Origin of the sequence: Thermocatellispora tengchongensis, from assembly GCF_014202315.1 — a bacterium.
In the GTDB taxonomy this organism is placed as follows: domain Bacteria; phylum Actinomycetota; class Actinomycetes; order Streptosporangiales; family Streptosporangiaceae; genus Thermocatellispora; species Thermocatellispora tengchongensis.
Genome location: NZ_JACHGN010000012.1, coordinates 254,516 through 278,725, shown reverse-complemented (window position 1 = coordinate 278,725; position 24,210 = coordinate 254,516). Strand labels below are relative to the sequence as shown.

The window sequence follows — 24,210 nt, the reverse complement described above, 5'->3', positions numbered from 1 at the left end:
GCGGCGGATCGCTTCGCCGGTCCCATTCCCAACCACCACCGTCCCCTCGCGCCCTGGCGCGTATCCTCGGCGGCACCGCGCACCGTTGGCCTCCCGTTCCGGCCGGTCCTGGGGGTTGCGCGTCCCCGCTCGCAGCGCAGGAGGGCACCGCGGGCGCACCTGTCACGCCGGAACGCGCGCGGCGTAAGAGGCCGCCGACGACGCCTGGCACGAGAGCCGGCGTGGGGCAGGGAACGTGGAGCCTGAGACCGAGGGGAGCGAAGCCCGAGAACGGGACGTGGAGGCGCGGGGCCGTGGGCGCTGGGAACCTGCGGATGCCCGGCACGAACTCGGCAGCGGACAGCGGGAACAGGCCGGCGGTTCACACCCGAGGTGAGGGCCGGTCGCGTCGTGGGCGGCGGCGGGGCGACCAGGCCCATCGGGGTGCTCTGGCCGATCGACGGCCGGCGGTTGAAGGCGTTCAGCAGGTTCAGGCCCATCACCCCGACGGCCAGGAACATGACCGGGTGCTGGGGGGCGGAACCTTCGAAGCGCGGCCGCGCTCTCGCGCTGTGCGCTCTCCCGCTGTGCTTTGCCTGTCGCGGCTCCTCTTGGGGGTGGGTGCGCACTGCTGGGGCCTTGACAGGGGGCGGTGGGCGGATCAGGGTGGAATTTACTTCTAGAGGCGTATTCTAGAAATGACGTCGGACGGCGGAAGGACCCGGCCATGGACTTCGGGCTCAGTGTGGAAGAGCGGCAGATTCGGGACACGGTGCGGGCGTTCGTGGAGAAGGAGGTCATGCCGCTGGAGCCCGAGGTGTTGCGGAACGAGCGGGCGGGGCGGCCGGGGATCGAGCCGGAGGTGTTGCGGGGGCTGCGGGACAAGGCGCGGCAGATGGGGTTCTGGGGGATCAACACGCCGGAGGAGTACGGCGGGGCCGCGCTCGGGCCGGTGATGTCGGCGATCATCGCGATGGAGACCGGGCGGACGTTCGTGCCGTTCAGTTTCGGGGGCAGCGCGGACAACATCCTGTACGCCGGGAACGAGGAGCAGAAGCGGCGGTACCTGATCCCCACGATCGAGGGGGAGCGGCGGTCGTGTTTCGCGATCACGGAACCGGGGGCCGGGTCGGACGCGCGCAACATCCGGACGCGGGCGGTCAAGGACGGCGGCGAGTGGGTGATCAACGGGGAGAAGACGTTCATCACCGGGGGCAACGAGGCCGACTTCGTGATGGTGTTCGCGGTGACCGACCCCGAGAAGGGCGCCAACGGCGGGGTGACCTGCTTCCTGGTGGACCGGGACATGGGGTGGAAGTCGGAGCCGATCCCGACGATGGGGCAGTGGGGGCCCGCGTCGCTGGTGTTCGAGGACGTCCGGGTCCCTGAGGAGAACATCCTCGGGGAACTGGGGCAGGGGTTCCAGCTCGCGATGCAGTGGATCGGGCAGGGGCGGTACATGATCCCCGCGCGGGCGGTCGGCGCGGCCGAGCGGCTGCTGCAGATGGCCATCGACTACGCCAAGATCCGCAAGTCCATGGGGCGGCCGATCGCGGAGTACCAGGCCATCCAGTGGATGATCGCCGACTCGCAGGTCGAGATCGAGGCGGCCAAGTGGCTGACCCTCAACGCCGCCTGGCAGGTGCAGCAGGGCCGGGACGCCCGGCACGCCGCGTCCATCGCCAAGCTGAACGGGGCGATCATGGCCAACCAGGTGGTGGACCGGGTGATGCAGATTCACGGGGGCATGGGATACACCAAGGAGCTGCCGATCGAGCGGTGGTACCGCGAGCTGCGCCTGTTGCGCATCTTCGAGGGCACCGACGAGATCCAGCGGCGCACGATAGCGCGCAACCTGCTGCGCGGGCACGCCCGTCTCGGCACCATCGGGGAGTGAGATGACGGCACAGGCGGGCGTTCCGGCGCCGGACGTCAGGGCCCTGTTCAACCCGCGCTCGATCGCGCTGGTCGGCGCCACGGACAAGTCCGGATGGTCGGTCAGCACCTTCGGCAACCTGCGGGCCCAGGGGTTCGCGGGGCCGGTGCACCTGGTGAACCCGCGCGGCGGCACGGTCCACGGGCAGGACGCATACCGCAGCCTGTCGGACGTGCCCGGTCCGGTGGACCTCGCGTACGTGATGGTGCCCACGCGGGCGGTGCTGCCGATCCTGCGCGAGGGCGCCGGGCTGGGCGTGCGCGCCTATGTGGTGCTCACCGCCGGGTTCGGCGAGGTGGGCGGCGAGGGCGCGGCGCTGGAGCGGGAGGTGGCCGGCTTCGCCCGGGAGCACGGCCTGGCGCTGCTCGGCCCGAACGGCAACGGCTACATCAACGCGGCGGCCGGCGTCACCCCGTACGGGCTGCCGATCCCGGCGCCGCTGCTGCGCGGCTCGGTCGGGGTGGTGCTGCAGAGCGGCGCGCTGGCCAGTTCGGTGCTGGCCTTCGCCCAGGCGCGCAACGTCGGGATCAGCCTGCTCACCTCGATGGGCAACGAGGCGGTGCTGACCGTCACCGACGTGATCGACTACCTGGTGGACGACCCCGCCACCAAGGTGATCGCGCTGTTCCTGGAGTCGGTGCGCGATCCGGCCGAGTTCGCCCGGGTGGCGCGCAGGGCGCTGCTGAAGGGCAAGCCGATCGTGGCGCTGAAGATCGGCCGCAGCTCGCTGGCCTCGCGCACCGCCCAGGCCCACACCGGCGCGCTGGTGGGCGACGACAACGTGGTGGACGCGGCGTTCCGCGGCCTGGGGGTGCTGCGGGTGCGCTCGCTGGAGGACCTGCTGATCACGGCCGGGCTGCTGGACGCGGTGGGCGAGATCCCCGGCCGCCGTCTCGGCGTCGTCACTCCGTCGGGAGGCGCCTCGGAGATCATCGCCGACCGGGCCGAGGACGAGGGCCTGGAGCTGCCGGAGTTCGCGCCGGAGACCGCGGCGAAGCTGGCCGGGATCGTGCCCGCGTTCGCGACCGTGCAGAACCCGCTGGACGTCACCGGCTACGTCCTCATCGACCGTACGCTGCTCGGCCGCGCGCTGGAGGCCGTGACCGGCGACCCCGGCATCGACGCCGTCCTGCTGCTGTCGGAGCCGCCCCGGGCGGAGCCGCCCGACCCGGCGCCGGTCCTGGCGACGTACCGGGCCGCCGCCGAGCGGATCGCCGCCTCGCCCACGCCGGTGGTGGTGGTCTCCAACGTGCTCACCGACATCAGCCCGTTCGGCCGCAGGGTGCAGGCCGAGACCGGCTACCCGTACGTCGCGGGCGGCATCGAGCACGGCCTGTCCGCCATCGGCGCGGCGGTGCGCTGGTCGGAGATCCGGCGCGCGGAGCTGGAACGGGCGGCGGCCTCCGCCGAGCCGGCGCGCCCGAAGGCCGTCGCGGTGCCCGAGGGGGCGAGCGGCCTGTGGGCCGAGCACCGCGCGGCCGCCCTGCTGGCCGAGGGCGGCATCCCGGTGGTGCCCTCCGAACTGGCCCGCGACGAGGAGTCGGCGGTGGCCGCGGCCGAGCGGTTCGGCTACCCGGTGGTGCTGAAGGTCGCCGCGGAAGGGCTCGGCCACAAGAGCGACATCGGGGGCGTGAAGCTCGGGCTGGCCGACGGGCACGAGGTGCGCAAGGCGTACCGGGAGGTCGTCGCGGCGGTCCCGGAGGGGATCGAGGCGAGCGGCGCGCTGGTGCAGCCGCAGCGCCCCAAGGGGGGTGTGGAACTGCTGGTCGGCGTGGTGCGCGACCCCGGCTGGGGCCTGACCCTGGCCGTCGGCCTGGGCGGCGTCTGGGTCGAGGTGCTGCGCGACACCGCCCTGCGGGTGCTCCCGGTGGACGCCGCCGAGGTGCGCCGGGCGCTGGGCGAGCTGCGCGGCGCCCGCCTGCTGGAGGGGGCCCGCGGCACCGAGCCCGCCGACCTCGGCGCGGTCGCCGCGGTCGTGGCCCGGATCGCCGCGTTCGCGCAGGGGCTCGGCGACCGGCTGGAGTCGCTGGAGATCAACCCGCTGCTGGTCACCGGCTCCCGGGTGGAGGCGCTGGACGCCCTGGTGACCTGGCGTGACTGAGCGCGGCGGCGGCGCCCGGCCGCCGCCGCGTACGCGGCTAGCCCTCGCGGTCGGCCAGGACCAGCGTGGCCGCGCTGGCGAACATCCCGCCGTTGCCCAGCACCACGCTCACCTCCACGCCGGGCACCTGTGCCGCGGCCTCGCCGCGAAGCTGGCGCACCGACTCCTGGATGGCGAACATCCCGTACATCCCGGTGTGCGTGTACGACAGCCCGCCGCCGTTGGTGTTCATCGGCAGCCGGCCGCCGGGCGAGGTGTGGCCCTCGGCGATGAACGCGCCCGCCTCGCCCCGCCCCACGAAACCCAGGTCCTCCAGGCCGTAGATCGGCACGTGCGCGAACGCGTCGTAGATCATCAGGTGGTCCACGTCGGCGTGGGAGATCTTCGCCTCGGCGAAGGCGGCCTCGCCCGCCCTGCGGAAGGCGGCCGACGTGGTGAAGTCCTCCATCTGGGAGATGATCGGCGACTCGGCGGACTCGCCACTGCCCAGCACGTACACCGGGGGCCTGGGCGTGCCGAGCGCCCGCGCCCGCTCCTCGGAGGTGACGACGAGCGCGCCGCCGCCGTCGGTGACCAGGCAGCACTCCAGCAGGTGGAACGGGTAGGCGACCATCCGGGAGGCGAGCACGTCCTCCACGGTGATCGGCTCGCGCATCATGGCCCGCGGGTTGAGGTGCGACCAGCGCCGCTGCGCCACGGCCACCTCGGCGAGCTGCTCGTGGGTGAGCCCGGTCTCCTTCATGTAGCGCAGCGCGGTCAGGGTGAACGTGGTGGCCGGGCCGAGCACGCCGTACGGGGCCTCGAACTGCCCCGGCAGCGAGTCCGGCGCGGGCGCGAAACGGGGCGCGCCCACCCGCGAGCGTCCCGACTCGCCGTGGGTGATCAGCACCGTGTGGCACAGCCCGGCCCGGATCGCCGCGACGGCGTGCCGCACGTGGAACAGGAACGACGAGCCGCCCACGCCGGTGCCGTCCAGCCAGGCCGGCGTGATGCCGAGCGCGTGCGCGATCTGGATCGGGCCGGGCGTGCCCACCGTGGCCACGCCGTCGATGTCGTCCTTGCCGAGCCCGGCGTCGGCCAGGGCGTTGCGCGCCGCCTGGAGGTGGAGCTGCGTGGCGGACATGTGGGGCAGCTTGCCCAGCTCGTCGGTCTCCGCGGCCCCCGCGATCACGATCCGCACGCTCATCCCTCCGCCGCCTCGGCCGCGGGCTCGTACGCGGGTTCGAACAGGGGCAGGCGCACCCCGCCGCGCTCCTCGAACACCACCCGCAGCGGCATGTCGAGCACCAGGTTCTCCGGCGTGGCCTCCACGTTGACGATGTTGGTCATCATCCGCACGCCCTCCTCCAGCTCGACGACGGCTATCGCGTACGGTCCCTCGTGCTCGAAGCCGGGGGCGGGCCGGTGGCTGATCACGTACGAGTACAGGGTGGCCCGCCCGCCGGTGGCGACCCACTCCACGTCCTGCGAGCCGCACCTGGGGCAGGCGGGCCGCGGATAGAAGTAGTGCCGCGCGCAGGCCGTGCACCGCTGCACCCGCAGCTCCCCGGCGGCGGCGCCCTCCCAGAAGGGCAGGGTGTCCGGCGTCGGCTTGGGCACCGGCTTGGGCACGGGCGGGCGCGGGCCGTCGGGTGGGGGCGGGGGTGGAGCCGGAACGCTCATCGTTCTCCTCGCGGCCGGGGGCCAGGTCTTAGAGGTTTATTCTAGAACTCAACTCTAAGAATGGCGAGGCCCCTCCCGCCTGCATCGAAGCCGCAGTAATACATCACACTTTGTATGTGACTTACTTGAGCGAGGTCCGTACCGTGGACTACCACACGGCCGGGGAGCCGTTCCGGATCGTGCTGTCCGGGGTGCCGGAGATACCCGGGGCCACCGTGCTCGACCGCCGCGAGGCCGCCGCCGCGCCCGCGATCGACCGGGTACGCAGGCTGCTGTGCCACGAGCCGCGCGGTCACGCCGACATGTACGGCTGCTTCCTGGTGCCGCCCGACGACGACGGCGCCCACCTCGGGGTGCTGTTCTGGCACAAGGACGGCTACTCCACCGCCTGCGGGCACGGGACGATCGCGCTCGGGGTGCACGCGGTGGAACGGGGCCTGGTCGAGGCCGCGCCCGACGGCGAGACCGACGTGGTGATCGACGTGCCCTCGGGGCGGGTCACGGCCCGGGTGCGCTGCTCGGGCGGGCGGGTCGAGGAGGTGACGTTCCGCAACGTGCTGTCCTACGTGCTCGCGCGCCGGGTCCCCGTGCCCGGCGGGCACGCCGACCTCGCCTACGGGGGCGCGATCTACGCCAGCGTGCGCGCCGCCGATTTCGGGCTCGCGGTGGAGCCCGCGCGCCTGGGCGAGCTGATCGCGGCCGGCCGGGCCGTCAAGGCGGCGCTGGCCGGCCACCCCGCCACCCGGCACCCCGACGACGAGCGGCTGTCCGGCGTGTACGGCGTGATCTTCCACGACGAGCTGGGCCCCGGGCGGCAGCGCAACGTCACCGTCTTCGCCGACGGCGAGGTGGACCGCTCGCCCTGCGGCTCGGGCACGGCGGCCCGGCTGGCGCTGCTGCACGAAGAGGGGTTCACCGGGACGCTCACCCACGAGAGCATCGTGGGAAGCGTGTTCAGCGGCCGGGTCGCGGAGGCGCGCGACGGCGGGGTGATCCCGGAGATCGCGGGCATGGCGTACCGCACGGGGGAGCACCGCTTCATCCTCGACCCGCGCGACCCGCTCGGCACCGGGTTCACCCTGCGATGAGGATGGGGACCGACGTGAACGAGGAGACCGCGCCGCCGCACATCGGCGGCGCCGAGCTGCGGGCGCTGGTGCCGGTGGAACGCGCCGTACGCGTGCTGGGCGACGCCCTGCGCGGTGGGCTGGACCCCGAGGACACCCCGCGCCGGCCGGTCATGGACGTGCCCGCCGGGCAGTTGATGATGATGCCCGCCGCCTGGGACCGGTACGCGGGCCTGAAGGCCGTCACCGTGGCGCCCGGCAACCCGGGGCGAGGGCTGCCGCGCATCCAGGGGACGTACCTGCTGTTCGACGGTGAGACGCTGGCGCCGCTGGCCACGCTGGACGGGATCGCGCTCACCTCGCTGCGCACCCCGGCGGTCTCCGCGCTCGCGGTGGACCACCTGGCCCGGCCCGGCGCGCGCACGCTGACGGTCTTCGGCACCGGCCCGCAGGCGTGGGGCCACGTGGAGGCGCTGCGCGCCGTGCGCCCGGTCGAGCGGGTCACCGTGGTCGGGCGCGACCCCGGGCGGACGGCCGCGTTCGCCGCCCGATGCGCCGGCGCGGGCCTGGAGGCCGCCGCCCTGACCGCCGGCGACCCCGCCGTGGCCTCGGCCGTCGCCGGATCGGACCTCATCGCCTGCTGCACAACCGCTCGCGTCCCCGTGTTCCCCGGTAAGCTCACCCGCGACGACGCCACCGTCGTCGCGGTCGGCTCGCACGAGCCCGACGCCCGGGAGATCGACGAGGATCTCGTCGCCCGCGCCACCGTGGTCGTGGAGGCGCGCGGCGCCGCCCTCGCCGAAGCGGGCGATCTGGTCGTTCCCCTGCGAACCGGTACCATCGCGGTTGGCCATCTCGCCGGGAATCTGGCCGAGCTGGTGACCGGCGCCGTCGAGCCGGCCCCCGGTCCACGGGTGTTCAAGGGCGTGGGCATGGCCTGGGAGGACCTGGTCGTGGCCGCCGCCGCGTACGAAGCCCGCGCGGCGCGGTAGCCGAGGGGCGAGCAAGTCGGATGCGTTCACGCGCGCGAGCGCGACGAGGGAAGGTCTTGGGATGATGCCTTCGGCGGATGGCCGGCTCGATCTGCCGGTCGTGGGCGAGCGGCAGAGCCTGCGCGAGCAGGTGGCGCACGCACTGCGCGTCGCGCTGATCACCGGTGAGATGCGGCCCGGCATGGTGTACTCGGCGCCGGTGCTGGCCGCGCAGTTCGGGGTCTCGGCCACGCCGGTGCGCGAGGCCATGCTCGACCTGGCCAAGGAGGGCCTGGTCGAGGCGGTGCGCAACAAGGGTTTCCGGGTGACCGAGCTGTCCGACCGCGACCTCGACGAGCTGACCCACATCCGCCGGCTCATCGAGGTGCCCACCGTCGCCGCGCTCGCCGACGCGTCCCGCGAGGACGAGTTCGAGCTGCTGCGCCCGCTGGCCGAGGAGATCGTCACCGCCGCCCGCGAGGGCGACCTGCTGACCTACGTCGACGCCGACCTGCGCTTCCACCTGGAGCTGCTGTCGCTGTCGGGCAACGCCCACCTCGTGGACGTGGTGCGCGACCTGCGCAACCGGGCCCGCCTGTACGGCCTGGACGCGCTGTACAGGAAGGGCACGCTGGAGGAGTCGGCCCGCGAGCACGTCGCGATCCTCGACGCCCTGATGGCCGGCGACAGCGAGGCCGCCCGCCGCCTCATGGACCAGCACATCCAGCACGTACGCGGCATCTGGGCCGCCCGCCCCGAGCCGCCCGCCCCGGCCTAGCACACAGCCGCGGATCGCGCCGACGCCCTGCGTGACGCCGGACGCAGGGGCGGCCTGTGATCTATCGTGGGTGGGGAGTGGACGGCCAACTCATCGGGAGCAAGGCATGGGCCTCATCCACATCGAGATGTTCGCGACCCTCGACCTCGTCGGGCAGGCGCCCGGCGGCCCCGGCGAGGACCCGGTGGGGTTCCCGTTCGGCGGCTGGCAGGCGCCCCTGCTGGACGAGGTCACCGGGGCGCAGGTGAGCGCCGCGTACGAGGGCACCGACGCCCTCCTGCTCGGCCGGCGGACGTATGACATCTTCGCCGCCTACTGGCCCTACCAGGAGGGCGGCGAGGCCGACGAGATCGCCACGCTCTTCAACAGAGTCCCCAAGTACGTCGCCTCCCGCGGCAGGCCCGACCTCTCCTGGGCCGGGTCCACGCACCTCGGCCCGCACCTTGCCGGTGCGGTGCGCGAGATCCGCGACCGGCACGAGCACGTGAAGGTCGTCGGGAGCCTGAACCTGGTGCAGACCCTCCTGCGCGAGAAGCTCTTCGACCGTCTCGACCTGTGGGTGTACCCGATCGTGCTCGGCGTCGGGAAGAAGGTGTTCGACGGTGGCGCGGTGCCCACGAACGTCACACTCCTCGAACCGCCGGTGGCCAGTCCGAAGGGCACCGTGTACCTGCGCTACGGCCTCGCCGAGGGCACGCCCGCGACGGGGGACATGAGCGAGCCCGGCCGCGGCGCCGGGCCCGGGGACTGAACCGTTCTCACCCTCGTCCCGCCCCCGGTCAGGGCTCGGGGACGCGCACCTCGATCCGGCCGGGGCCGGCGGCGACGACCTCGATCCTGCGCGAGCGGGCGGCGGGATCGTCGGGGGTGAGCACGATCGCGGGCCCGGGGCCCACCGTCCACCGGCCGTGGTCGCGGGCCGAGCGGTCGTCGGCGGCCAGGCGGTGGTCCACGTACGTGCCGTCGGGGCGCAGGTCGAGCCGGTGCCGCCAGCGCGAGGGCGGCAGCGGGTGGCCCCTGGGGCGGTAGACCCGCACGCCCGCGGAGTCCTCCTCGCGGGCGTGGGTCCACTCGCCGGCGAGACGGGCGCGCAGCGCCCCCGCCTCGGCCGGAAGGTCCTCGCTCACGCTTGGCTCCGGGTCATCTCCTCGGGCACGCCCTCCCACATCTGCTCCAGGGTCGGCTTGGCGACCAGTGAGGAGCGCGGGCCGGCCAGGCAGGCGTCCATGCGCTCGCCCTGCCCCTTGGTGAACATGAACATCGCCCGGTCGTCGGTGTAGTCCATGAAGTTCATGAACATGTCGCCGTCGGGGGCGTTGCCGCAGCTTATGTGGGGGAAGGCCGGGGCGCCGAAGTTGGGGCCGCCCTGGTTGGGGGTGTCGGCCACGAAGTCGTCGCCGGAGCAGCCGTCGCCGTCGTCGCCCCAGATGTGGCGCAGGTTGAGCCAGTGGCCCACCTCGTGGGTCGCGGTGCGCCCCAGGTTGTACGGCTCGGCGGCGGTGCCGGTGGTGCCGAAGGCGGTGTGGCCGATGACCACGCCGTCGGTCTCGGCCGGCCCGCCGGGGAACTGCGCGTAGCCCAGCCACGGCTCCAGCCGGCACACCCACAGGTTCAGGTAGCGGTCGGCGGGCCAGGCGCTGGAGCCGCCCCGGTCGTCGAACTTCACCGCCTCGTCGTCGCCGAAGGAGGACCGGGTGGTCCGCCTGCGCACGATGCCGTCGGTGGCCGCGCCCGAGGGGTCGGTGTCGGCGAGGCGGAACTCGATCCGCGCGTCGTCGGCGAGGTCGCGCCAGACCGACGGCACCTTCGCGGCGTCGGGGTTGGCCTTGCGGAAGTCCTGGTTGAGCACCGCGATCTGGCTGTCGATCTGCTCCCGGGAGACGTTCTCCTCCTCGCTCGCGTACACGACGTGCACCACGACCGGGATCGTGACCACGTCGGCCCGGCGCGGCGCGCGGGCGGTGCGGCGTTGGAAGGCGGTGTTCTCGATCGCCGCCCTGGCGATGGAGTACTCGGGCAGGCCGGCAATGAGCTGGTGGTGCACCGGCATCGTGCCGCACCAGTGGCGGCGGCGGTCCTCCGCGTCGGGCATCGACATGGCCCCTCCTGGACTGCGCTTCCTGGACTGCGCTGGCTGACCACGCCATCCTCGCCCGCGCGGGCCCGTCGCGCACGAGGACCCGCGTACTCAGGCGGTCAGAACCCTGTAACCCCGCTCAGGACGCGCGGCCCGACCGGGTGGCGCCGACGCTGGCCACGACCACGCAGCCGATCGCGGCCCACTCGCGCAGGTGCAGCACCTCGCCCAGCACGACCAGGCCGACCAGGGCCGCGGCGGCGGGCTCCAGGCTCATCAGGATGCCGAAGACCTTCTTCGGCATCCGGCGCAGCGCCTCCAGCTCGATGGAGTAGGGGATCACCGAGGACAGCAGGCCCACGCCCAGCCCGATGAGCAGCAGCTCCGGGTCGAGCAGGCCGGCGCCGCCGCTGGCGAGCCCGACCGGGGCCACGAGCACCAGCGAGACGATCATCGCGAAGGACAGCCCGGTGGTGCCGGGGAAGCGCCGCCCGGTCGCGGCCGACAGCACGATGTACCCGGCCCAGCACAGCGCGGCCAGCGCGGCGAAGCCGATCCCGGCCCAGCTCACCCGGGACGCCTCGCTCCACGGCGCCAGCAGCGCGATGCCGGCCGCGGCCAGGACCACCCACAGCAGGTCCAGCCGCCTGCGGGAGGCGGCCACGGCGACGCCGAGCGGGCCGAGGAACTCGATCGCCACGGCGATGCCCATCGGCAGCCGCGACAGCGCCTCGTAGAACGCCAGGTTCATCAGGCCCAGGGTCACGCCGAACGCCACGCCCACGGCCAGGTCGGAGCGGCTCAGGCCGCGTAGGCGGGGGCGTACGAACGCGCCCAGGATCAGCGAGCCGGCCGCGATGCGCAGGAACACCACCGCGCTCGGCGGGAGCTGGGCGAACAGGTCCTTGGCGAGCCCGGCGCCGATCTGCACCGACAGGATCGCCAGCAGCACCAGCCCCGACGGCGGGATCGCGCCCGCGGCGGCCGACAGCAGGTCTCCGGGCCGGGGCAGCCCCCGCCGGTACGGCTCGCCGGGGCCGGTCACCGAAAGGCCGGTCACCGGAACGGGGGTCATCGAAAGACCGGTAGTCGAAAGGCCGCTCATGGCAGCGCCCATGGCAGTGGGACGATCACGGGGGAAGCGGTCACGGTGGAGAACGCTACTCCCAGCGGAACGTGCGCGCCGCGAGGGCCAGGGCCGCCGCGGCCCACACCACCAGGACGGCCGCCGGGCCGAGCGGCAGGGCCGCGCCCTCGGCCAGCACCTCGCGCAGGCCGCCGGTGAGCGCCGTGATCGGCAGCAGTTCGAGCGCCGGCCGCACGGCCTCGGGGAACGCGGTGAGCGGGAACACCACCCCGCCGCAGCCGAGCAGCACGAGGTAGACCAGGTTCGCCGCGGCCAGGGTGGCCTCGGCGCGCAGCGTGCCGGCCATGAGCAGGCCGAGCCCGCTGAACGCGGCCGTGCCCAGCACGATCAGCAGGGCGGCGGTGAGCGGCGAGCCCTGCGGGCGCCAGCCGAGCGCGAGCGCGACGCCGGCGATCACGGCCACCTGCACGACCTCCACCGCGATCACCGCGGCGGTCTTGGCCAGCATCAGCCCGGTCCGGCTCAGCGGGGTCGCGCCCAGGCGCTTGAGCACGCCGTAGCGCCGCTCGAACCCGGTGGCGATGGCCTGGCCGGTGAACGCGGTGGACATCACCGCCAGCGCGAGCACGCCCGGCGCGAGGAAATCGACCCGGCGCACCTCGCCCAGGTCGAGCAGCGGCGCGGCGGAGAACCCGGCCAGCAGCAGCACCGGGATGATCAGGGTGAGCAGGAGCTGCTCGCCGTTGCGCAGCGTGGCCCGGACCTCGGCGGCGGCCTGCGCGGCGACCATGCGCGCCATCGGGGCGGCCCCGGGCGCGGGGCTCACGTCGAGGGTCGGGGTCAACGCAGCTCCCTGCCGGTGAGTTCGAGGAAGACGTCTTCGAGGGTGCGCCGCTCGATGCTCAGGTCGTCGGCCGTGACGCCCTCGGCGGCGCACCAGGCGGTGACCGTGGCCAGCAGCTCGGGGCCGACGCCCGCGGAGGCGGGACCCTCGATGATGTAGTGGCCCGCGGGCGACTCCTTGGCCGCCGAGCCGTCGGGCAGGCCGGTGAGCAGCTCGTCGAGGTTGAGCCCGGGACGGGCGCGGAAGCGGAGCTGCCGCTCGGCCCCGGTGAGGGTGGCGGGGCTGCCCTCGGCCACGACCCGCCCCCTGTCGATGATCACGACGTGGTCGGCCAGCTTCTCGGCCTCGTCCATGTGGTGGGTGGTGAGCACCACCGACACCCCGGCGCGGCGCAGGTCGCCCACGAGGTCCCAGCAGGCGTGCCTGGCCTGGGGGTCGAGCCCGGCGCTCGGCTCGTCCAGGAAGACCAGCTCCGGGCGGCCGATCACGGCCGCGGCCAGCGAGATGCGCTGCTGCTGCCCGCCCGACAGCCGCCGGTACGGCGTGCGCGCGTGCCCGGTGAGCCCGAGCCGGTCCAGCAGGGCGGCCGGGTCGAGGGGACGGGCGTAGAACCGGCTCACCAGGCGCAGCCACTCGCCCGCCCGCGCAGCCGGGGGCACGCCGCCCGCCTGGAGCATCACGCCGACCCGGGCGCGCAGCTCGGGCCGCGCGGGGTCGAGGCCGAGCACGCGCACGACGCCGCCGTCGGCCTGCCGGAACCCCTCGCAGATCTCGATGGTGGAGGTCTTGCCCGCGCCGTTGGGGCCGAGGATCGCCGTCACCTCGCCACGCCGCGCCGTGAGGGTGAGGCCGTCGATCGCGGTCGTGCGGCCGTACCGCTTGACCAGGCCGTCGATCTCGACCGCTGCGGACTCCATGCCCACGAGTGTAAGGAGTCTGCGCGACGGTCCCGCCCGCGGCTCGGCCGCCGGGAAGGGGGCGGAAAGCCGGGCATCGAGGATTTCGGCACGGAAATTTAACCCGATTTGGGGAATCCCAGAGTTGTTCATGGGGTTTTGATCATTCGGCTGCGGCCGGACGCTGACGCTGCGTGTCCGGTCCATGGCCGTCCGTGCACCCGAGAGCCTGTCCGCTACCGAGCCCTGTCGTGCCTCGTCGCGTTGGAAAGGAACCACGCATGTCCGCGACGGAAGTCGCATCCAGCACGTCCCCGTCCGCCGTCCTGACCCCCGAACCCCCGCCCACCGCCCGGCGCAGGCTGGTGCTCCTGGTGCTCGGCGCGCTCTCCGCCATCGGCCCGCTCTCCATCGACATGTACCTCCCGGCGCTGCCCGAGATCACCTCGGAGATGCTCACCGGGCCCGCGCAGGTGCAGCTCACCCTCACCGCCTGCCTCATCGGCGTCTCGCTGGGCCAGGTCGTCGGCGGGCCGCTGAGCGACGTGCGCGGGCGGCGGGCGCCGCTGCTCGTGGGCATCGCCGGCTACGCCGTGGCGTCGCTGCTGTGCGCGTTCGCCCCCTCCGTGTACGCCCTGGTGGCGCTGCGCCTGGCGCAGGGCTTCACCGGCGGCGTGGCGCTGGTGATCGTCCGGGCGATCGTGCGCGACCTGTACGACGGCGCCGCCATCGCCCGCATCTTCGCCTCCCTGATGCTGGTCAGCGGACTGGCCCCGATCCTGGCCCCGATCGCCGGCGCCCAGTTGCTCACCTTCACCTCCTGGCGCGGCGTCTTCGTCGCCCTCAGCGCCGCGGGCCTGGCGCTGCTGGCCTGGGTGCTGTGGGGCGTGCGCGAGTCGCTGCCCCGCGAGGCGCGGCAGTCCGGCGGCCTGCGGCACACCCTGGTGATCTTCGCCCGGCTGCTGCGGGACCGGTCGTTCATGGCCTGCGCGCTCGCCGCCGGCCTCGGCTTCGCCGGCATGTTCGCCTACATCTCCGGCTCGCCGTTCGTGCTGCAGGAGATCTACGGGGTCTCGCCGCAGACCTACTCCCTGCTGTTCGGCCTGAACGCCTTCGGTCTCATCGCGGTCTCCCAGATCGGCGGCCGGATCACCGGCCGGGTGCCGGGCGCGCGGCTGGTGCTCATCGGCCTGGCGGTGTCGCTGGCGGGCGCGCTCGGCCTGCTGGCCGGCGTCACCACCGGGCTCGGCCTGCCCGCGGTGGCCGCGGCCCTGTTCGTGATGATGTGCGGCGCGGGCCTGACGCTGCCGGGCACCGGCGCGCTCGCGCTGGCCGGGCAGGAGCCGCAGGTGGCCGGCAGCGCCTCGGCGCTGCTCGGCGTGCTGCAGTTCGCGCTCGGTGCGGTGGCCGCCCCGCTGGTCGGCCTGGCCGGCACCGACACCGGCGTGCCGATGGCGGTCGTGATGATCGTCGCCGCGGCGCTGGCGCTGCTCGTCTTCGTCGCGCTCCGCAGGGGCGTTTCCGCAGGTTAGGTAAGGCTTACCTGCGTGAGGAACTGCATCGCGGGGACTTCCAGATCGGTTTGTGCGGCGGGAAGGAAATACGTCACACTGATGTTGTCAAAAACATGAGGGCGGTCCTGCAGGACGCCTTCACGCACGCACGACACCAGTGAACACGACACCCAGTGGACACACGACATCCAGTGGACGAGGAACGGTGAGCAAGGCCGTGAGGCATGCCGGGGCGAGGAACACCGAGGCGGGCGCCGAGCAGAGCACTCGCGCGCGCGTCGCCCGGCTGATCCTGGAACACGGCCCGATCACCGCCGCCGCCCTCGGCGAGCGGCTCGGGCTGACCCCCGCCGCCGTGCGCCGCCACCTCGACGCGCTGCTCGCCGACGAGATGATCGAGCACCGCACGGCCAGGCCCCGGGTCCAGCGCGGGCGCGGGCGGCCGGCGAAGCTGTTCGCGATCACCGACGCCGGCCGCAGCGCGTTCGAGCACGCCTACGACGACCTGGCGGGCAGCGCGCTGCGCTTCCTGGCCGAGCGCATGGGCGAGGAGGCGGTGGCCGAGTTCGCCCGCACCCAGGTCGCCGGGCTGGTCCAGCGCCTGGCCGGCACGATGCGCGAGGTCCCCCCGGACCAGCGCGTACGCGTCCTGGCCGAGGCGCTGTCGGCCGACGGCTACGCCGCCTCGGCGAGCAAGGCCAGCCTCGGCGGCGAGCAACTGTGCCAGCACCACTGCCCGGTCGCCCACGTCGCGGTCGCGTTCCCGCAGCTCTGCGAGGCCGAGACCGAGGCGTTCGCGCAGATCCTGGGCACCCCCGTGCAGCGGCTCGCCACCATCGCCCACGGCGACGGCGTGTGCACGACCCATGTAAGTCCCCACGAGCTGGCCGGCGCCCGAGCGCGGCGGCCCGCCAGACATACGACGAACGACGATTCGAGCATCGATTCGAACGATTCGAGCAAGGAGACCGGAAGGTGACTGTCACCGACCGCCCGGAGCTGGAAGGCCTCGGGAACTACAAGTTCGGCTGGGCCGACCCCGACGTCGCGGGCGCCGCGGCCAAGCGCGGCCTTTCCGAGGAGGTCGTCCGCAACATCTCCGCGCTCAAGAACGAGCCGGAGTGGATGCTGGACCTGCGCCTGAAGGGCCTGCGGCTGTTCGGGAAGAAGCCCCTGCCCACCTGGGGCTCTGACCTTTCCGGCATCGATTTCGACAACATCAAGTACTTCGTCCGCTCCACCGAGAAGCAGGCGGCGTCCTGGGACGAGCTCCCCGCCGACATCAAGGCCACCTACGACAAGCTCGGCATCCCCGAGGCCGAGAAGCAGCGCCTGATCGCGGGCGTCGCGGCCCAGTACGAGTCGGAGGTCGTCTACCACAAGATCCGCGAGGACCTTGAGGAGAAGGGCGTCATCTTCCTCGACACCGACACCGGCCTGCGCGAGCACCCCGAGCTGTTCAAGGAGTACTTCGGATCGGTGATCCCGGTCGGCGACAACAAGTTCGCCTCCCTCAACACCGCCGTGTGGTCGGGCGGCTCGTTCATCTACGTGCCGCCGAACGTCACGGTGGAGATCCCGCTGCAGGCCTACTTCCGGATCAACACCGAGAACATGGGCCAGTTCGAGCGGACCCTGATCATCGTGGACGAGAACTCCTACGTCCACTACGTCGAGGGCTGTACCGCGCCGATCTACTCCAGCGACTCGCTGCACTCCGCGGTCGTGGAGATCATCGTGAAGAAGGGCGCCCGCTGCCGCTACACCACGATCCAGAACTGGTCCAACAACGTCTACAACCTGGTGACCAAGCGCGCCGTGGCGTACGAGGGCGCGACCATGGAGTGGATCGACGGCAACATCGGCTCCAAGGTCACGATGAAGTACCCCGCGGTCTACCTCATGGGCGAGCACGCCAAGGGCGAGACCCTGTCGGTCGCCTTCGCCGGTGAGGGCCAGCACCAGGACGCCGGCGCCAAGATGGTGCACCTCGCGCCCAAGACCTCCTCGACCATCGTGTCGAAGTCGGTCGCGCGCGGCGGCGGGCGCACCTCCTACCGGGGCCTGGTCCAGATCGAGGAGGGCGCCGCGGGCAGCGCCTCCACCGTCAAGTGCGACGCGCTGCTGGTCGACCAGATCAGCCGCTCCGACACCTACCCGTACGTGGACGTCCGCGAGGACGACGTGTCCATGGGCCACGAGGCCACCGTCTCCAAGGTCTCCGAGGACCAGCTCTTCTACCTGATGAGCCGGGGCCTGAACGAGGACGAGGCGATGGCGATGATCGTGCGCGGGTTCGTCGAGCCGATCGCGCGCGAGCTGCCGATGGAGTACGCGCTGGAGCTCAACCGGCTGATCGAGCTGCAGATGGAAGGAGCGGTGGGCTGACGATGGGCCTGGAGACCAAGCCGCTTTCGACCCTGCACGAGAAGTCGTCCTTCGACCTGGCCGACTTCGAGGTGCCGACCGGCCGCGAGGAGGAGTGGCGGTTCACCCCGCTGCCCCGCCTGCGCGGCCTGCACAACGGCAAGGCCCCGGCGTCGGGGCACGTCGTGGTCGAGGTAGACGCAGCCCCCGAGGTGACCGTCGAGACCGTCGGCCGCGACGACCCGCGGATCGGCACGGCGTACGTGCCGCGCGACCGGGTCAGCGCCCAGGCGTACTCCGCCTTCGAGAAGGCCACGGTGCTGACCGTGCCCGCGCAGGCCGTCGCCTCGCGCACGACCACCCTCACCCTGCGCGGGCGGGGCCAGGGCGCCGCGTACGGCCACATCGTGGTCCGGCTGGAGCCGATGGCCGAGGCCGTGCTGGTCCTGGACCACCGGGGCAGCGCCGTGTACGCCGACAACGTCGAGTTCGTCGTCGGCGACGGCGCCACGCTCAAGGTCGTCAGCCTCCAGGACTGGGACGACGACGCCGTGCACGTCTCGCACCACCACGCCCAGCTCGGCCGCGACGCGACCTTCCGCAGCTTCGTGGTCACGCTCGGCGGCGACCTGGTCCGCCTGTCGCCGTCGGTGTCCTACACCGCCCCCGGCGGCGACGCCGACCTGACCGGCCTGTACTTCGTGGACGCCGGCCAGCACCTGGAGCACCGGCTCCTGGTGGACCACAGCGTGCCCAACTGCCGCAGCAACGTCGAGTACAAGGGCGCGCTGCAGGGCGAGGACGCGCACGCCGTCTGGATCGGCGACGTGATCATCAGGGTCGAGGCCGAGGGCACCGACACCTACGAGTACAACCGCAACCTGATCCTCACCGACGGCGCCCGCGCCGACTCGGTGCCCAACCTGGAGATCCTCACCGGCGAGGTCGCCGGCGCCGGGCACGCCTCGGCCTCCGGCCGCCTCGACGACGAGCACATCTTCTACCTCCAGGCGCGCGGCATCCCCTACGACGAGGCCCGCCGCCTGGTGATCCGGGGCTTCTTCGCCCAGGTCATCGAGAAGATCGAGATCGAGGAGATCCGGCAGAGGGTCCTGGCCGCGGTGGAAGCGGAGCTGGAGAAGTGAGCTTCCAGAAGGTGTGCAAGGTCCAGGACATCCCCGAGGACGGGCCCCTGGGAGTGGAGGTCGGCGACACCCCGGTCGCGCTGGTGCGCACCGAGGGCGAGATCCACGCCTTGCACGACGTGTGCTCACACGCCGAGGTGCGCCTGAGCGAGGGCGACGTGTACGACGGCACCCTGGAGTGCTGGCTGCACGGCTCCTGCTTCGACGTGCGCACCGGCAAGCCCACCGGACCGCCCGCCACCCGGCCCGTCCCCGTATACCGAGTCAAGATCGACGGCGACGACGTCTACGTCTCGCTCTCGAAGGAGTCATAGAACCGTGTCCACCCTTGAGATTCGCGACCTGCACGTCTCCGTCGCCGACAAGGCGATCCTGACGGGCGTCAACCTGACCGTGCGGTCGGGGCAGACCCACGCCATCATGGGCCCCAACGGCTCGGGCAAGTCCACCCTCGCCTACGCCATCGCCGGTCACCCCAAGTACACCGTCACCGGCGGCGAGGTCCTGCTCGACGGCGAGGACCTGCTGAGCATGAGCGTGGACGAGCGCGCCCGCGCCGGCCTGTTCCTGGCGATGCAGTATCCCGTCGAGGTCCCGGGCGTCTCGGTGTCCAACTTCCTGCGCAGCGCGGTCACCGCCGTGCGCGGCGAGGCCCCCAAGCTCCGCGAGTTCACCAAGGAGCTGAAGACCGGCATGGACAACCTGTCCATCGACGCCGCCTTCGCCCAGCGCAACCTCAACGAGGGCTTCTCCGGCGGTGAGAAGAAGCGCCACGAGATCCTCCAGCTCGAACTCCTCAAGCCCAAGATCGCGGTGCTCGACGAGACCGACTCCGGCCTCGACGTGGACGCGCTGCGCGTGGTCTCCGAGGGCATCAACCGGTTCCGCGGCAGCGGCGACACCGGCGTGCTGCTCATCACCCACTACACCCGCATCCTGCGGTACGTGAAGCCGGACTTCGTGCACGTGTTCGCGGGCGGCAGGATCGTCGAGGAGGGCGGCCCCGAGCTGGCCGACCGCCTTGAGGCCGAGGGCTACGAGCGCTACGCGAAGGCGTTGGCGTGACCGCACAGGTCTCCGGCGGGGTGACCGCGCTGGACGTGGACAGGATCAGGAACGACTTCCCGGTCCTGTCCCGCGAGCTGCCCGGCGGCCGGCCGCTGGTCTACCTCGACTCCGGCAACTCCTCCCAGAAGCCCGTGCAGGTCGTCGAGACCATGCGCGAGCACCTGAGCATGCACTACAGCAACGTCGGGCGCGCCATGCACGTGCTCGGCGCCGAGTCCACCGAGGCGTACGAGAACGCGCGCGACAAGGTGGCCGCGTTCGTCGGCGCCCCGTCGCGTGACGAGATCGTCTTCACCAAGAACGCCTCCGAGGCGCTCAACCTCGTCGCCTACGCCTTCGGCAACCCCGCGGGCAGTGACGAGCGGTTCCGCATGGGGCCGGGCGACGAGATCGTCATCTCCGAGATGGAGCACCACTCCAACATCGTGCCCTGGCAGCTCCTGGCCCAGCGCACCGGCGCCACCCTGCGCTGGTTCCCGGTCACCGACGACGGCAGGCTCGACCTGTCCGGCATCGGCGACCTGGTGAACGAGCGCACCAAGATCGTGTCCATCGCGCACCAGTCCAACGTGCTCGGCACGGTCAACCCGGTCGCCGACGTGCTGGCCCGGGTGCGCGACGTCGGCGCCCTGCTGATGCTCGACGCCTCCCAGGCGGTGCCGCACCACCCGGCCGACTTCGCCGCGCTCGGGGTCGACTTCGTGGCCTTCACCGGGCACAAGATGCTCGGCCCGTCCGGGATCGGGGTGCTGTGGGGGCGGCGCGAGCTGCTCGACGCCATGCCGCCGTTCCTGGGCGGCGGCGAGATGATCGAGGCGGTCTGGATGGACCGCTCGACCTACGCACCGGTGCCGCACAAGTTCGAGGCCGGCACGCCGCCGATCGTGGAGGCGATCGGGCTCGGCGCGGCCGTGGACTACCTCAACGCGGTGGACATGCGGGCCGTCGAGGCGCACGAGCGCGCGCTCACGGCGTACGCGCTGGACGCGCTGCGCGAGATCCCCGGCCTGCGCGTGATCGGCCCCACGACGCTGGAGTCGCGGGGCGGCACGGTGTCCTTCACCCTGGAGGGCATCCACCCCCACGACGTCGGCCAGATCCTCGACGACTCCTTCGGCGTCGCCGTACGGGTCGGCCACCACTGCGCCCGCCCCCTGCACCTGCGGTTCGGAATACCCGCGACCACCCGGGCGTCGTTCTACCTGTACAACACCACGGGAGAGATCGACGCACTGGTGCGCGGCCTCCACTACGTGCAGAAGGTGTTCGCCTAGCCATGATCGCCGAGTCGATGTACCAGGAGCTGATCCTGGAGCACTACAAGCACCCGCAGGGCCGCGGGCTGCGCGAGCCGTACGACGCCGAGGTCCACCACGTCAACCCGACGTGCGGCGACGAGATCACCATGCGGGTGAAGCTCGGCGACGGCGGCAAGGTGGAGGACGTCTCCTACGACGGCCAGGGCTGCTCCATCAGCCAGGCCGCCGCCTCGGTGCTGCACGAGCTGGCCAGCGGCTCCACCGTGGAGGAGACGCTGGGCGTGGTGGAGGAGTTCACCCGCCTGATGCAGGGCAGGGGCCAGGTGGAGCCCGACGAGGACGTCCTCGGCGACGCGGTCGCCTTCGCGGGCGTGGCCAAGTTCCCCGCCCGGGTGAAGTGCGCGCTGCTGGCCTGGATGGCCTACAAGGACGCATTGGTGAGGAGCACGACATGAGCAAGCCCGTGGAGACCCCGACCACGGGGGCCTACGACGGCGAGACCACCCTCGACGAGGTCCTGGAGGCCCTGAAGGACGTCGTCGACCCCGAGCTCGGCGTCAACGTCGTCGATCTCGGCCTGGTCTACGGCGTCAACCTCGACCCCGGCCCCGAGGGCGCCCCCCCGGTCGCCACCATCGACATGACCCTGACCAGTGCCGCCTGCCCCCTGACCGACGTCATCGAGGACCAGGCCAACACCGCCCTGGAGGGCATGGTCTCCGAGGTCAACATCAACTGGGTCTGGCTGCCGCCGTGGGGCCCCGACAAGATCACCGACGAGGGCCGCGACCAGCTCCGCATGCTCGGCTTCAACGTCTGACCTCCCGCCCGGAACCGAACAAAGTCCGGTATGGGGGAGCGGCGGCGGACATCGTGGATGACCTGGCCGCCGCGTATCGCCCGCTGCACGACGTGCCGGCCGAGATGGTGCGCGGCATCGCATCGGGGGAGCTGCCGGCGCCGGTGGCGCGAGGCGTCTCCGGCACCCACGACGCCGTGCGCGCGCATCCACCCGGGCACCCGGCTGGCCCGGGTCGGGACCCGCTGCCGCCGCGAACTCCGGCCACGACCCGGCCGGCCGAGCACCGGACCACGCCCTGGACACCACCGGGCCGCCGAGCCTGCCGTATCCCGGCACGACCTGGTGTCGTCCTGGGCCTGGCCGCGCCCGACGGGAGCCGGTGGGCCTTCGGCGATGCCGCAGGCCGCCGACGCGCCCCGCGTCTCCGTGTGGTGCGCGCGCCCACGCGGCCTGACCGGGCCGCACCGGCCCCTGAGAGCGGTGGTGAGAAAGAGTTTTCCTGGGCCGGGAAGAAACACGGGCCGCCCGGTGTTTCCGGATACAGGTGGCGTACGTGGTGTGATCCGCGCGGTCGCACCATATGCGCGCCGGGCCCGGGCTGCGGCCGGGCCGGCTTGATCGCGGTTTGGCTCTGTGCGGGTAGACTGGCGTTACCCGCCCCGTGCGGTACTCAGATGTCATACCTCGGCATACACCGCACAACACCCGAAACAGCGGGTGCTCGCTCATACGCGGCTTGACGCCGCGGGTTCCAGGCTCGTCCTTTCGCAGAAGTGACGTGCCGTACTTCTATGGAAAGGCACGAATCTTCGTGACCATGCTTGACGCTGTCCTGCCCGAGACGACCGACGGCGGCACCGAGACCGCCGCCGCGGCCACGGAGCCGCAGATCTCGGAGTTCGCGCTCCTGGGCCTGCCCCGGCCCCTGGTGTCGGCCCTCGCCCGGCAGGGCATCACCTCCCCCTTCGAGATCCAGCGGGTGACGATCCCCGACATTCTCGGCGGGAACGACGTTCTCGGCCGGGGCCAGACCGGCTCCGGCAAGACCCTCGCCTTCGGACTGCCCACCCTGGCCCGAGTCGCGGGCACCAAGGCCCGCCCGGGACGGCCGCTGGCCGTCATCCTCGTCCCCACCCGTGAGCTCGCCCTCCAGGTGCACGACGCGTTGGAGCCGCTCGGCCGCGGCCTGTCGCTGCGCATGAAGACCGTCGTCGGCGGCATGTCCATGGGCCGCCAGATCGAGGCGCTGCGCCGCGGCGTCGAGGTCGTCGTGGCCACCCCCGGCCGCCTGACCGACCTCATCCAGCAGGGCGAGTGCTCGCTGGCCGACGTCCAGGTGACCGTGCTCGACGAGGCCGACCACATGTGCGACCTCGGCTTCTTCCCCGTCGTCACCGCGCTGCTGGAGCAGACGCCGCCCGACGGGCAGCGGCTGCTGTTCTCCGCCACGCTCGACGGCGACGTGGACAAGCTCGTCAAGCGGTTCCTGAAGGACCCGGTCACCCACTCGATCGCCCCGGCCACCTCGCCGGTGGACACCATGGAGCACCACGTGCTCCAGGTCACCCGCGACGACAAGTTCCCCGTCACGGCCGAGATCGCCAACCGCGACGGCCGTACGATCCTGTTCGTGCGCACCCAGCACGGCGTTGACCGACTGGTCAAGCAGCTCGCCCGGGTCGGGGTGCGGGCCGGCGGCCTGCACGGCGGCAAGCGGCAGAACCAGCGCACCCGCATCCTCAACGAGTTCCGCGAGGGCGCCATCCAGGTGCTGGTGTGCACCGACGTCGCCGCCCGCGGCATCCACGTGGACGACGTGAGCCTGGTGCTGCACGTCGACCCGCCGCAGGACCCCAAGAGCTACCTGCACCGGGGCGGGCGCACCGCACGGGCGGGCGAGCGGGGCACCGTCATGACCCTGGTCCTGCCCAACGAGCGCCGCTCCACCGACGCGCTGACCCGCCAGGCCGGCATCCGGCCGTTCCGGCTCAAGGCCACGCCCGGGCACCCGCGCCTGGCCGAGGTGGCCGGGGCCCAGCCGCCCAGCGGCCAGGAGATCCCGGTGTGGGAGCCCGCGCCGCTGGAGAAGCCGCGCCGCAGGAGCCGCGACGGCCAGGGCGGCCACGGCGACCGGCGCCCGCGCCGCCGCCACGGCGAGGGCTTCGACGGCGAGCGCCGCCCGCGCCGCCACGAGAACGGCGACGGCTTCCGTCCCCGCCGCCACGAGGCCGACGGCGCCCCCGCCGAGGACCGCCGCGACGACCGCTCCCGCTCCTACGGCCGCGACCGCCGCGACGACCGCCCCGGCCGCCCGTACAACGGCGGCGACCGCACCGCCCGCCCGTACGGCGGCGGCGACCGCAAGGAGCCCGGCTTCCGCACCGGCGACCGCGACACCCGCGCCTACCAGTACCGCGGCGACGACCGCGACACCCGCGCCTACCAGTACCGCGGTGACGACCGCGGCCCCCAGCGCGAGAGCCGAGGCCGCGACCCCCGCACCGGCTTCCGCCAGGACCGAGGCCGCCCCGAGCGCCGCTACTCCCGCTGACACCCGGGCCGACACACACCAGGGCCCCGGACGCACCCGCGTCCGGGGCCCTGCCCTTCCCCGCCGGCAGACCGGAACGGTGATGGGTACCGGGCCTGCCGGTGTC

The 24,210-nt window shown here is 72.7% G+C and carries 23 protein-coding genes; 16 read left to right on the top strand and 7 right to left on the bottom strand.

Features of this window, described 5'->3' with window-relative positions; translation table 11 throughout:
- The first annotated feature begins 706 nt into the window (after positions 1-706).
- Together HNP84_RS27715 and HNP84_RS27710 are read left to right on the top strand one after the other, a co-directional pair.
- Complete coding sequence (locus HNP84_RS27715; protein WP_185052851.1) at positions 707-1,876, top strand: acyl-CoA dehydrogenase family protein; 1,170 nt, start codon at positions 707-709, stop codon at positions 1,874-1,876.
- A gap of 1 nt (position 1,877) precedes the next feature.
- Complete coding sequence (locus HNP84_RS27710; RefSeq protein WP_185052850.1) at positions 1,878-4,016, top strand: acetate--CoA ligase family protein; 2,139 nt, start codon at positions 1,878-1,880, stop codon at positions 4,014-4,016.
- Between the two features lie 37 nt (positions 4,017-4,053).
- Here HNP84_RS27710 and HNP84_RS27705 read toward each other — a convergent pair whose 3' ends face one another.
- Positions 4,054-5,202 (bottom strand): thiolase C-terminal domain-containing protein, encoded by a 1,149-nt coding sequence (locus HNP84_RS27705; protein ID WP_185052849.1) that lies wholly within the window; start codon positions 5,200-5,202, stop codon positions 4,054-4,056.
- Positions 5,199-5,678, bottom strand: a complete 480-nt coding sequence (locus HNP84_RS27700) for a Zn-ribbon domain-containing OB-fold protein (protein WP_185052848.1) — start codon at positions 5,676-5,678, stop codon at positions 5,199-5,201. The genes HNP84_RS27705 and HNP84_RS27700 overlap by 4 nt, the downstream gene beginning before the upstream one ends.
- A gap of 125 nt (positions 5,679-5,803) precedes the next feature.
- On the opposite strand from HNP84_RS27700, the gene HNP84_RS27695 reads away from it, so the two are divergent.
- From HNP84_RS27695 to HNP84_RS27680, 4 genes are all read left to right on the top strand, one after another.
- Positions 5,804-6,766, top strand: coding sequence for a proline racemase family protein (locus tag HNP84_RS27695; protein WP_185052934.1), 963 nt, complete (start codon positions 5,804-5,806; stop codon positions 6,764-6,766).
- A 2-nt stretch (positions 6,767-6,768) separates the two neighbouring features.
- Positions 6,769-7,737 (top strand): ornithine cyclodeaminase family protein, encoded by a 969-nt coding sequence (locus HNP84_RS27690; protein ID WP_185052847.1) that lies wholly within the window; start codon positions 6,769-6,771, stop codon positions 7,735-7,737.
- Positions 7,738-7,798: 61 nt separating this feature from the next.
- Positions 7,799-8,494: a GntR family transcriptional regulator gene (locus HNP84_RS27685; RefSeq protein ID WP_185052846.1), complete on the top strand. Its 696-nt coding sequence runs from the start codon at positions 7,799-7,801 to the stop codon at positions 8,492-8,494.
- Between the two features lie 106 nt (positions 8,495-8,600).
- Complete coding sequence (locus tag HNP84_RS27680) at positions 8,601-9,245, top strand: dihydrofolate reductase family protein (protein WP_185052845.1); 645 nt, start codon at positions 8,601-8,603, stop codon at positions 9,243-9,245.
- 28 nt (positions 9,246-9,273) lie between these two features.
- Here the strand turns inward: HNP84_RS27680 and HNP84_RS27675 are convergent, their stop codons facing one another.
- The 5 genes from HNP84_RS27675 to HNP84_RS27655 all read right to left on the bottom strand — a co-directional run bounded on the left by HNP84_RS27675 (position 9,274) and on the right by HNP84_RS27655 (position 13,419).
- Complete coding sequence (locus HNP84_RS27675; RefSeq protein ID WP_185052844.1) at positions 9,274-9,621, bottom strand: hypothetical protein; 348 nt, start codon at positions 9,619-9,621, stop codon at positions 9,274-9,276.
- Complete coding sequence (locus HNP84_RS27670) at positions 9,618-10,592, bottom strand: zinc metalloprotease (protein WP_185052843.1); 975 nt, start codon at positions 10,590-10,592, stop codon at positions 9,618-9,620. The genes HNP84_RS27675 and HNP84_RS27670 overlap by 4 nt, the downstream gene beginning before the upstream one ends.
- 118 nt (positions 10,593-10,710) lie before the next feature.
- Positions 10,711-11,646 (bottom strand): EamA family transporter, encoded by a 936-nt coding sequence (locus HNP84_RS27665; RefSeq protein WP_185052842.1) that lies wholly within the window; start codon positions 11,644-11,646, stop codon positions 10,711-10,713.
- 85 nt (positions 11,647-11,731) lie between these two features.
- Positions 11,732-12,457: an ABC transporter permease gene (locus HNP84_RS27660; RefSeq protein WP_185052933.1), complete on the bottom strand. Its 726-nt coding sequence runs from the start codon at positions 12,455-12,457 to the stop codon at positions 11,732-11,734.
- Positions 12,458-12,498: 41 nt separating this feature from the next.
- Positions 12,499-13,419 carry an ABC transporter ATP-binding protein gene (locus HNP84_RS27655; protein ID WP_185052841.1) on the bottom strand — a complete coding sequence of 307 codons (921 nt, stop codon included), beginning with the start codon at positions 13,417-13,419 and terminating at the stop codon, positions 12,499-12,501.
- A gap of 260 nt (positions 13,420-13,679) precedes the next feature.
- On the opposite strand from HNP84_RS27655, the gene HNP84_RS27650 reads away from it, so the two are divergent.
- The 10 genes from HNP84_RS27650 (at position 13,680) to HNP84_RS27605 (ending at position 24,104) form a co-directional block, all read left to right on the top strand.
- Positions 13,680-14,930: a multidrug effflux MFS transporter gene (locus HNP84_RS27650; protein WP_185052840.1), complete on the top strand. Its 1,251-nt coding sequence runs from the start codon at positions 13,680-13,682 to the stop codon at positions 14,928-14,930.
- Positions 14,931-15,117: 187 nt separating this feature from the next.
- Positions 15,118-15,891 (top strand): helix-turn-helix transcriptional regulator, encoded by a 774-nt coding sequence (locus tag HNP84_RS27645; protein WP_185052839.1) that lies wholly within the window; start codon positions 15,118-15,120, stop codon positions 15,889-15,891.
- The gene (gene sufB, locus HNP84_RS27640; protein ID WP_185052838.1) at positions 15,888-17,300 is read left to right on the top strand and encodes a Fe-S cluster assembly protein SufB; all 1,413 of its coding nucleotides are present in this window, start codon (positions 15,888-15,890) and stop codon (positions 17,298-17,300) included. Before HNP84_RS27645 ends, sufB begins: the two co-directional genes overlap by 4 nt.
- A gap of 2 nt (positions 17,301-17,302) precedes the next feature.
- Positions 17,303-18,424, top strand: coding sequence for a Fe-S cluster assembly protein SufD (sufD, locus tag HNP84_RS27635; protein ID WP_185052837.1), 1,122 nt, complete (start codon positions 17,303-17,305; stop codon positions 18,422-18,424).
- Positions 18,421-18,738 carry a non-heme iron oxygenase ferredoxin subunit gene (locus HNP84_RS27630; RefSeq protein ID WP_185052836.1) on the top strand — a complete coding sequence of 106 codons (318 nt, stop codon included), beginning with the start codon at positions 18,421-18,423 and terminating at the stop codon, positions 18,736-18,738. Before sufD ends, HNP84_RS27630 begins: the two co-directional genes overlap by 4 nt.
- A 4-nt stretch (positions 18,739-18,742) precedes the next feature.
- Complete coding sequence (gene sufC, locus HNP84_RS27625) at positions 18,743-19,489, top strand: Fe-S cluster assembly ATPase SufC (protein WP_185052835.1); 747 nt, start codon at positions 18,743-18,745, stop codon at positions 19,487-19,489.
- Positions 19,486-20,766: a cysteine desulfurase gene (locus HNP84_RS27620; protein ID WP_312925812.1), complete on the top strand. Its 1,281-nt coding sequence runs from the start codon at positions 19,486-19,488 to the stop codon at positions 20,764-20,766. Before sufC ends, HNP84_RS27620 begins: the two co-directional genes overlap by 4 nt.
- Positions 20,767-20,768: 2 nt before the next feature.
- The gene (sufU, locus tag HNP84_RS27615) at positions 20,769-21,206 is read left to right on the top strand and encodes a Fe-S cluster assembly sulfur transfer protein SufU (RefSeq protein WP_185052834.1); all 438 of its coding nucleotides are present in this window, start codon (positions 20,769-20,771) and stop codon (positions 21,204-21,206) included.
- Entirely contained in the window at positions 21,203-21,571 is a 369-nt protein-coding gene (locus HNP84_RS27610; RefSeq protein ID WP_185052833.1) for a metal-sulfur cluster assembly factor, read from the top strand. The genes sufU and HNP84_RS27610 overlap by 4 nt, the downstream gene beginning before the upstream one ends.
- A 799-nt stretch (positions 21,572-22,370) precedes the next feature.
- Positions 22,371-24,104 carry a DEAD/DEAH box helicase gene (locus HNP84_RS27605; protein ID WP_185052832.1) on the top strand — a complete coding sequence of 578 codons (1,734 nt, stop codon included), beginning with the start codon at positions 22,371-22,373 and terminating at the stop codon, positions 24,102-24,104.
- The last annotated feature ends 106 nt before the right edge of the window (positions 24,105-24,210 follow it).